This is a genomic window from Gilvimarinus sp. 1_MG-2023, from assembly GCF_030548285.1.
In genome coordinates this window covers 1-504 of the sequence record NZ_JAUOSC010000097.1, presented here as the reverse complement: position 1 = coordinate 504, position 504 = coordinate 1, and the positions used below count along the sequence as shown (strand labels likewise).

1 protein-coding gene is annotated in these 504 nt (G+C 48.0%); it reads left to right on the top strand.

The genetic code is table 11. The features are described from left to right. The first annotated feature begins 302 nt into the window (after positions 1-302). Entirely contained in the window at positions 303-449 is a 147-nt protein-coding gene (locus Q4563_RS15865) for a hypothetical protein (RefSeq protein WP_303605155.1), read from the top strand. Positions 450-504 lie beyond the last annotated feature (55 nt).

Genomic DNA, 504 nt, shown 5'->3' with positions numbered 1-504 from the left:
GTTTGAGGCTAGCATGTGCAACGCTGTTGGCGGCATAACGCAGAGCACAGCAACACCCTGACAAGGGCGTCCGAAGGCCTGACTTTCCCGCGTATTTCTGCGGTTTGTTATACAGCCTGCTCATCTGATGGTCCGACCCAAAACAGCAGATTATACGCTACTTCCCAGAGATAACTGTCAGGATAAGCAAAGTACCTGCGCCACCCCAATCTGTTTTCTGGGATGGTTTGGTCACAACGGCCCCGGCTGATACAGCCGGGGCCATAAACTACACAGCAGCCCGAGCAAATATTGCTAAAACCATGGAAAGGGGCTGTAACGACTACTCACCCATGATTATTACCAGAAAGAGTGAGACACCTGTGGTTATGTTCTCCCTCGAAGACTACCAAGCCATCAAGGATGGCAGCCTACCTTACTACGCTCTTCTGCAAACGCGAGATATCTAGCTTAAGCTTTTTGTTATGTGTTTTTTTTAAAATAATCAATAGTTAACTTCAACCC